This is a genomic window from Amycolatopsis sp. NPDC028719 (genome assembly GCF_055565395.1).
Genome location: NZ_JBVHUL010000008.1, coordinates 420700 through 427014, shown reverse-complemented (window position 1 = coordinate 427014; position 6315 = coordinate 420700). Strand labels below are relative to the sequence as shown.

The 6315-nt window shown below is 71.5% G+C and carries 5 protein-coding genes and 1 rRNA gene; 5 read left to right on the top strand and 1 reads right to left on the bottom strand.

The features are described 5' to 3' along the window. Positions 1 to 80: ribosomal RNA gene (gene rrf, locus ACZ4TR_RS34690) — 5S ribosomal RNA — on the top strand; the annotation flags it as partial. A 245-nt stretch (positions 81 to 325) separates the two neighbouring features. On the opposite strand, the gene ACZ4TR_RS34685 is transcribed toward rrf, so the two are convergent. Then, positions 326 to 766: an Lrp/AsnC family transcriptional regulator gene (locus ACZ4TR_RS34685; RefSeq protein WP_465291990.1), complete on the bottom strand. Its 441-nt coding sequence runs from the start codon at positions 764 to 766 to the stop codon at positions 326 to 328. Positions 767 to 877: 111 nt separating this feature from the next. Between ACZ4TR_RS34685 and ACZ4TR_RS34680 the strand changes: the two genes are divergently transcribed. The 4 genes from ACZ4TR_RS34680 to ACZ4TR_RS34665 all read left to right on the top strand — a co-directional run bounded on the left by ACZ4TR_RS34680 (position 878) and on the right by ACZ4TR_RS34665 (position 6313). Continuing rightward, on the top strand, positions 878 to 1309 hold the full coding sequence (locus tag ACZ4TR_RS34680) for a rhodanese-like domain-containing protein (protein WP_465291988.1): 432 nt from the start codon (positions 878 to 880) through the stop codon (positions 1307 to 1309). A gap of 19 nt (positions 1310 to 1328) precedes the next feature. Continuing rightward, positions 1329 to 2078 carry a type 1 glutamine amidotransferase gene (locus ACZ4TR_RS34675; RefSeq protein WP_465291986.1) on the top strand — a complete coding sequence of 250 codons (750 nt, stop codon included), beginning with the start codon at positions 1329 to 1331 and terminating at the stop codon, positions 2076 to 2078. Positions 2079 to 2173: 95 nt separating this feature from the next. Further along, complete coding sequence (locus tag ACZ4TR_RS34670; protein ID WP_465291985.1) at positions 2174 to 3307, top strand: inorganic phosphate transporter; 1134 nt, start codon at positions 2174 to 2176, stop codon at positions 3305 to 3307. 30 nt (positions 3308 to 3337) lie between these two features. After that, positions 3338 to 6313: a bifunctional [glutamine synthetase] adenylyltransferase/[glutamine synthetase]-adenylyl-L-tyrosine phosphorylase gene (locus ACZ4TR_RS34665; RefSeq protein ID WP_364520736.1), complete on the top strand. Its 2976-nt coding sequence runs from the start codon at positions 3338 to 3340 to the stop codon at positions 6311 to 6313. Positions 6314 to 6315: the final 2 nt, after the last annotated feature.

The following is a 6315-nucleotide window of genomic DNA, read 5'->3' as shown; positions in this document are numbered from 1 at the left end:
TTCCGAACCCGGAAGCTAAGCCTGATAGCGCCGATGGTACTGCAACCGAAGGGTTGTGGGAGAGTAGGACACCGCCGAACTTACGTTGGGGAAGGGCCTGGGCCCGGTTGAGACGCGAGTCTCCCGGCCCGGGCCCTTTTCTCATGCCCGCATCCACTCAGCCCGACCGTCCAGGCACGCGAGCCGACCCTCCAATCACACGTGATGCCTCTCCAATCACACGTGATGCCTCTCCAATCACGCGAGATGCCTCTCCAATCACGCGAGATGCCTTCCCAGACACGCGAGATGCCTCCCCGATCACACCGGCGAAGCCGCAAGCCGGCTACGGCCGAGGTACCGGCCGGCTCCGCAGTGGGCTCGACAAGACCAGCGACGTCGTCGTCTCCCCGTACCGCTGCACCTTCTCGACCAGCTCCTCCAGTTCCGCGGTGCTTCGGCACAGCACCCGCAGGATCCAGCACTCCTCCCCGGTGACGTGGTCCGCCGAGACGACCTGCGGCAGCGGCAACACGACCGTCCGGAACCGCGGCGTGTCCAGGCTTCGCACCCGGGCCCGCACCATCGCTTCGATCGGCAACCCCAGCTTCGTCGTGTCGACGCGGGCCCCGTAGCCCGTGATCACTCCGCGCTCCTCGAGGCGACGCACGCGCTCCGTCACCGCCGAGCCCGACAGCGACACCCGGCGGCCCAGCTCCGAAAAGCTGAGCCGGCCGTCCGCCTGGAGGAGCTCCAGCAAGTGCCAGTCGACGTCGTCGAGGTCCACCGTGATTCTCCCAGTTGTGCAGGGCCGGAACGGGGAAATCCCCGGCCGGCCCGGGCTTCCACGCCGATTCTGCCCTGTGTCCGGACGCTCGTGACCAGCAGGATTCAGGGCATGACCACCGCACGCACGCTCACCGTCCCCGCGCCGGCTCCCGAAGCCGCCATGACCTACTTCGGCGCCGAACTCGCCTTCGAGGTCGATCCCGACGATCTCGTCCGCGACCTCGAAGCCGGTCACACCGACGGCTACGTGATCGTCGAGACGCGGGCCGAAGAGGTCTACGCCCAAGCCCGCATCCCCGGCGCCATCAACCTGCCCTACCGGGACATGACGGCCGAGACGACGGCTCACCTCGACAAGCAGCTCGTCTACGTCTGCTACTGCGAGAGCATCCACTGCAACGCCGCCACCAAGGGCGCCCTCAAGCTCGCCGAGCTCGGGTTCAAGGTGAAACGGCTCTCCGGCGGCATCACCGCCTGGATCGCCGCCGGCTACCCCGTCGAAGGAGCCGGACAAACAGCCGGGATCCGCTGCGCCTGCTGAGCCACCTACCCTGAAAAGCGTGACACGACTGCTCATCATCCAGCCGGACGCGTCGGACCCGCTCGGCCCCCTCGGCGACTGGCTCGCCGACGCCGGCGCGGAGCTCGACCTCCGGCTGCTGCCGAAGGACGACCTGCCCGCGGACCCCCACGGCTACCAGGGCGTCGTCTGCCTCGGGGGCGGAATGGCCGCGGAGGACGACGCGGAACACCCGTGGCTCGCCGACGTCCGGCGCCTGCTGGCGAAAGCCGCGACGAAGAGGATCCCGACCCTGGGCATCTGCCTCGGCGCCCAGCTGCTGGCCGTCGCGACCGGCGGCCGCGTCGAGCCCGGGACGGACGGGCCGGAGGTCGGTCCGCACCTCGTCGCCAAAAAGGACGCGGCGTGGACCGACCCGCTCTTCGCCGAGCTGCCGCTCATGCAGGACGTCCTGCAGTTCCACACCGACGCGATCACCCGGCTCCCGCCCGGCGCCGATCTGCTCGCTTCCGCGCCGCTGTACCAAAACCAGGCCTTCCGGTTCAACCGTTGTGTCTACGGTGTCCAGTTCCACATCGAGACGACGCCCGCCGTCGTCGAGAGCTGGGCCGCCGACGAGCCCGAGATGGCGGAATTCGCCCGTCCGGGCTCACTCGACCACGACGCGCTGATCACCGTGCACACCGACATCGAAGAAACCTGGCGCCCGTTCGCGCAACGGTTCGTCCGGTTGGCCGCCGGAGAGCTCCGGCCCGCCGCCGACAGTCAACGCTCCTTACCACTGGCTTAACGCCTGGGATCACAATCAGCAACAGCCTGTTAACGCCAGGCGTCACCCGTCAGGTACCTTGCGGAAGGAGTCCCCACAAGGGTTCGGAGGTCGGGGTGGAGCCCTCGTTGCTGGTCGTGATCGTGGTAGTCACGGCCTTGGTTTTCGATTTCACGAACGGGTTCCACGACACCGCGAACTCGATGGCGACGTCGATCGCGACCGGGGCCCTCAAGCCCCGCGTGGCCGTCGCGATCTCGGCGGTGCTGAACCTGGTCGGCGCGTTCCTGTCGGTGGAGGTCGCGAAGACGATCTCCAGTGGTCTGGTGGACGACACGAAGATCGGCCCGTCGGTCGTCTTCGGCGGGCTGATCGGCGCGATCGTCTGGAACCTCGTGACGTGGTTCGTCGGCCTGCCGTCGAGCTCGTCGCACGCCCTGTTCGGCGGCTTGATCGGCGCCACCTGGGTTTCGGCCGGTGCCGACTCGGTCCACTTCGGAAAGATCGTCGAAAAGGTGCTCGTCCCGGCCGCGGCGAGCCCGGTGATCGCCGGCGTCGTCGCGATGCTCGCGACGTACTTCGTCTACCGCTTCCTCGTCCGCGGCCGCCCGGCCACGCGCGGGTTCAAGGTCGGCCAGGTCGTCTCGGCGTCGCTCGTCTCCCTCGCCCACGGCACCAACGACGCGCAGAAGACCATGGGCGTCATCACGCTCACGCTCGTCACCGCCGGCAGCCTGCCCGCGGGCGCATCGCCACCCTTCTGGGTGATCATCAGCGCCGCCTGCGCCCTCGCGCTCGGCACCTACCTCGGCGGCTGGCGCATCACGCACACCCTCGGCAAGGGCCTCACGGACATCGAGGGCCCGCAGGGCTTCGCCGCCCAGACGAGCTCGGCGCTGGTCATCCTCGTGTCGTCCCGGCTGGGCTTCCCGCTGTCGACGACGCACGTGTGCTCCGGCGGGATCGTCGGCTCCGGCGTCGGCCGCCGGGAGGCCCCGGTGCGCTGGCGGATGGCGGGCCGGATGGTCCTCGCGTGGCTCTTCACGCTGCCCGCGGCGGCGATCGTCGGTGCGATCTCCGGCAAGATCGCCTCCCTCGGCACCGCGGGCACGATCGCCGTCGGCGTTGTCGGGATCGGTGTGGGGGCCGGGATCTGGTTGCTGTCCCGTCGGCACCCCGTCACCGCACACAGCTTCCAGGTCCCCGAGCCGACGCCCGCCGGGACCGAACCGGGCCGGCTGGCCGCTTGAACCCGGTCGCCCGGGATACGGTGGTTCGTGATGGCAGACCGCGCGCGTTCGACCGCTTCGGCGGCGAGGTACGGCTTCACCGATGCCCGTGCCGAGGGTCAGTTGCGCGCGGCCGGCTGGTGGGACGACGGCGGTCCGGTCGAGGCCGCCGCCGACGTCCTCGCGGCGTTGTCCCGCACCGCGGACCCGGACCTCGCGCTGCGCGGGATCGACCGCATCCGCGAGGCCGACGAGGGTGAGTGGACCCGGCTCGAAGAGCAGCTGCGCGCCCACCGGACCTTCCGCGGCCGCTTCCTCAGCGTGCTCGGGACGTCGAGCGCGCTCGCCGACTTCCTCGCCGCGAACCCGGAGCAGTGGCAGTCGCTCACGAGCGACAAGTGCACGGACTCCGCCTGCTACCGCGAAAACCTGCGCGCGTCGCTCGTGCGTGAAGACGGTTCGGTCGTCACCGGCCTCGAAGCCGAGCAGGCCCTCAAGATCGCCTACCGCGGCCAGCTGCTCGGCATCGCCGCCGCCGACCTGGGTCACCTCGTCGAGGCCGGGCTGGAGCACCCGGGCTACGCCGAGGTCGCGGCGCAGCTGACCGAGCTGGCCGAGGCCGCGCTCGCCGCCGGGCTCGCCGTCGCCGAAGCCGAGGCCGGTGCGCCGGCCGAGGGCACCCTGGCGATCATCGCCATGGGCAAGTGCGGCGGCCGGGAGCTCAACTACGTCAGCGACGTCGACGTCATCTTCGTCGGCGCCGACGACCTCGGCGTCGCGACGCGGCTGGCCAGCACGACGATGCGGGTCGTCGGGAAGGCGTGCTTCGAGGTCGACGCCGCGCTGCGCCCCGAAGGCAAGGCCGGCGCGCTCGTCCGCACCCTGGAGAGTCACCAGGGCTACTACCAGAAGTGGGCCAAGACCTGGGAGTTCCAGGCCCTGCTCAAGGCGCGCCCGGTGGCGGGTGACGCCGAGCTCGGCCGGCAGTACGCCGAGATGGTCGCGCCGCTGGTGTGGTCGGCGGCCGACCGGGACAACTTCGTCGGCGAGGTGCAGCAGATGCGCCGTCGCGTCGAGGGGCACGTGCCGTCCGAACACGCCGAACGCGAGCTCAAGCTGGGCCGCGGCGGGTTGCGGGACGTCGAGTTCGCCGTGCAGCTGTTGCAGCTCGTGCACGGCCGCGTGGACGCCGACCTCCGCTCGCCGTCCACGATGGACGCGCTCGCCGCCCTCGGCGAAGGCGGCTACGTCGGCCGCCAGGACGCCGCCGAGCTCGGCGCGTCGTACGAGTTCCTGCGGATGATCGAGCACCGGCTGCAGCTGCGGCGGCTGCGCCGGACGCACCTGTTCCCCGCGACGTCGGACACCGACGAGCTGCGGATCCTGGCGCGGGCCAGCGGGATCAAGGCGAGCGGCGGCAAGAGCCAGGGCGAGGCGCTGCTGGCCGAGTTCCGCAAGCACGGCAAGGGCATCCGGCGCCTGCACGAGAAGATCTTCTACCGGCCGCTGCTGCAGTCCGTCGCGAACGTGCCGACCGAGGCGCTGCGCCTGACCACCAAGCAGGCCGCGAGCCGGCTGGCCGCGCTCGGCTACACCGCCCCCGACGGCGCGCTCCAGCACATCAAGGCCCTCACTTCCGGCGTCTCGCGGCGCGCCGCGATCCAGCAGGCGCTGCTGCCGGTGCTGCTCGACCTCCTGGCCGACACGCCCGACCCCGACGGCGGGCTGCTGTCGTACCGGAAGGTGTCCGAGGCGCTCGAAGACACCCCGTGGTACCTGCGGGTGCTGCGCGACGAGGGCACGGTCGTGGAGAACCTGGCGGCCCTGCTCGGCACGTCCCGGCTGGTGCCGGACCTGCTCGTGCGCGCGCCGGAGGTGCTGCGACTGCTCGGCGACCCGGCCCGGCTGCTGGGCCGGACACCCGCCGAGGTGGCGACGTCGCTGCGGGCCGCCGTCCGGCGTCAGCCCGGGTTGAACGCCGCCGTCGCGGCCGCGCGTTCCCTGCGGCGGCACGAGCTGCTGCGGATCGCGTGCGCCGACCTGCTCGGCCTGCTCGACGTGCCCGCGGTGTGCGAAGCGCTGTCCAGCGTGTGGGTGGCCGTGTTGCAGGGCGCGCTGGCCGCGGCGTTCCGGCAGCGCCAGGCGGAGCTGGGCCGTACGCCGGCGCGTATCGCGGTGATCGGGATGGGCCGGCTCGGCGGCGCCGAACTCGGCTACGGCTCCGACGCCGACGTCCTCTTCGTGTGCGAGCCGTCCGAAGGGGTCTCGGACGCCGACGCGGTGAAGTTCGCTTCGTCGGTCGCGGAGACCGTCCGGAAGATGCTGGGCGCGCCGAGCTCGGACCCGGCGCTGGAGGTCGACGCCGACCTGCGGCCGGAGGGCCGGAGCGGGCCGCTGGTGCGGACGCTGGAGTCGTACCGCGCGTACTACGCGCGCTGGGGCGAGGTGTGGGAGGCGCAGGCGCTGCTGCGCGCCCGGTTCGTCGCGGGCGACGACGACCTCGGCGAGCGCTTCATCGCGATGATCGACCCGATCCGCTACCCCGAGGGCGGCCTGGACGCGACGAAAGCGCGCGAGATCCGCCGCATCAAGGCCCGCGTCGAGACGGAGCGGATGCCCCGCGGAGCCGACCCGACCCGCCACACGAAACTCGGCCGCGGCGGCCTCGCCGACGTCGAGTGGACGGTCCAGCTCCTGCAGCTCCAGCACGCTTGTACGGTTCCGGGGCTGCGGACGACGTCGACGCTGGACGCGCTGGCCTGCCTGCCGGAAGCGGGTCTGGCCGAGCAGTCCGAAGCGGACTCACTGCGCGAGGCGTGGCTGCTGGCGACCCGGGTGCGCAACGCGGGGATGCTGGTGCGCGGCAAGGCCGTCGACGAGGTGCCGGGCGGGGGTCGCGACCTGGCCGCGGTGGCGCGGGTCCTCGGCCAGTCGGCCGCGGACGACCCCGGCGAGTTCCTCGACACGTACCGTCGCCTCACCCGGCGGGCGCACACCGTGGTGGAGCACCTGTTCTACGAGGCTTGACC

Bases quoted from the DNA above. Each gene is read 5' to 3' on its own strand.
- ACZ4TR_RS34680 (WP_465291988.1), top strand. From the start codon at position 878: ATGACCACCGCACGCACGCTCACCGTCCCCGCGCCGGCTCCCGAAGCC.
- ACZ4TR_RS34665 (WP_364520736.1), top strand. From the start codon at position 3,338: ATGGCAGACCGCGCGCGTTCGACCGCTTCGGCGGCGAGGTACGGCTTC.